The organism is Candidatus Thiosymbion oneisti (assembly GCF_900092655.1).
Lineage (GTDB): Bacteria > Pseudomonadota > Gammaproteobacteria > Chromatiales > Chromatiaceae > Thiosymbion > Thiosymbion oneisti.
The window spans coordinates 1-1,578 of the sequence record NZ_FLUY01000977.1 but is presented as its reverse complement, the minus strand read 5'-3'; the positions used below and the strand labels follow the sequence as shown (position 1 = coordinate 1,578).

2 protein-coding genes are annotated in these 1,578 nt (G+C 57.5%); both read left to right on the top strand.

The features are described from left to right. The first annotated feature begins 377 nt into the window (after positions 1–377). Complete coding sequence (locus BQ17_RS10110; RefSeq protein ID WP_089726715.1) at positions 378–1,298, top strand: hypothetical protein; 921 nt, start codon at positions 378–380, stop codon at positions 1,296–1,298. A gap of 13 nt (positions 1,299–1,311) precedes the next feature. Further along, positions 1,312–1,578: hypothetical protein (locus BQ17_RS22590; protein WP_218068210.1), on the top strand; the 267-nt coding region annotated here is incomplete at its 3' end.

Genomic DNA, 1,578 nt, shown 5'->3' with positions numbered 1-1,578 from the left:
TTGAGAAAAGACTGCCCGTTCCGTCATCGGTCATCGTGCTACCGACTGTCGTCCTCTTCGACCAGTCCGGAATCCATAAAGAGCCAAATTTTTAAACTGAGCCACTGCCTTTGCCCTGTATCCGCGGATTACACAGATTTTCGCAGATTCTTGCGCTTGTTCACCCTGTAAGCGGAATACAATGGGGCCGATTGCGCAGCTTCGGTGCCAAGAGCCTCCATACCGGCGGATGGTCTGCTTGAGAAATCTGCGCGAATCTGCGTAATCTGCGGATAAAAGTGCGGGAAACGATGCCTTTGAGCCGCGTTTTCCTATAGGAAAAACCGGCTTTTTCTTGGAGAATCCGCACAATCTGCGGATCAAAGAAGAATGGGCCTATGAGCATCCAGGATCTCCTTGTCGTCGGCCTCACCGGCATGGCCTTGGCCGCGGTCGGATACGCCCTCTATATCAAGCTCCGGGCCAAGCGCTATACCCGCGAGCGGTACGCCTTTGCCTTCCTCGCCAGCTCTACCGGGCTGTTCGGGATGCTGGTCACGACCCTGTTTGCGGGGCCGCCCTGGATCGCCCTTGCCAACCTTCTCCGCCACTGGCTGCCCAACATCCCTCAGCCGGCTCAGGCGCACTTGATCACGCGAATTCTCGTCATTCTCGGCTTCGTCGTCCTGGCGTGGCTACAGTATCGGATCTGGCGGCACTGGTCCGGTGGCCGCTCCGTCCATCAAGCAGAAGCGGAGCAAAATAAGGAACAAATCTCCGTGCTGGACGAGGGCATCAGGGAAAGCCGGCGGCTGATTCGCCGCGAGCCTCCACTGGAGAGATTTGCTGGGACCGGCGACCGCGAATTCGACACCATCATCGAGTCACCCACGGACTCCCTAGCCTGGCGGGATCAGGCCCGGGAGCTAGTGGAGCTGCGCTGGCCCAGCCTGCACTTCGACCCCCACAATGATTGGCACGACCGGGAAGACGCTTGGGTAGGTCGTAACCAAAAGAGGGATTGCCCCTCGGCAATCCTAGTGACCAGGACAGCACCGACCAAGGAACGGATTAAACGCTTTGTCGACTATGTCCAGAAGCTCCCCGGTTACAGATCTGGCGACAATGACCTCTTTGTCGTCGTGCAGGAAGATATTGCGGACACCGTACTGGAGGTCCGCGGCGAACGTATCGAGCAGTATAGTGAGTCGAAATTGCTGGATTCGCTGGTGGATTTCTCCGATTACTTCGACGAGATCCGAGCCAGGGTCGAGGTGGACAAGCTGCCCGACTCGGATCTCACCCTGCGCCATACCTAATGTCCGCTCACATTTGCTGAAGGAAGACTACGAGCCGCTGGGGCAGGATCTGGAGGCATTTCTGCGTGACTGGATGCAGGAGTCGAGTCAGCGCCAGATCGCGGTGTTCGGGGAATACGGACAGGGTAAGAGCACCGGTTCCTGGCTGTTCGCCTACCACTTGATCCAGAACTACGATAAACATTTTCTCGTTCCCACGCGCCGAGATTGTGAAAGAATTCGCGGGCGAATCTGCAGGGAGCGCTCTTGGGCCTCGGAAGCGCCAAAACCGGCGTCAAGG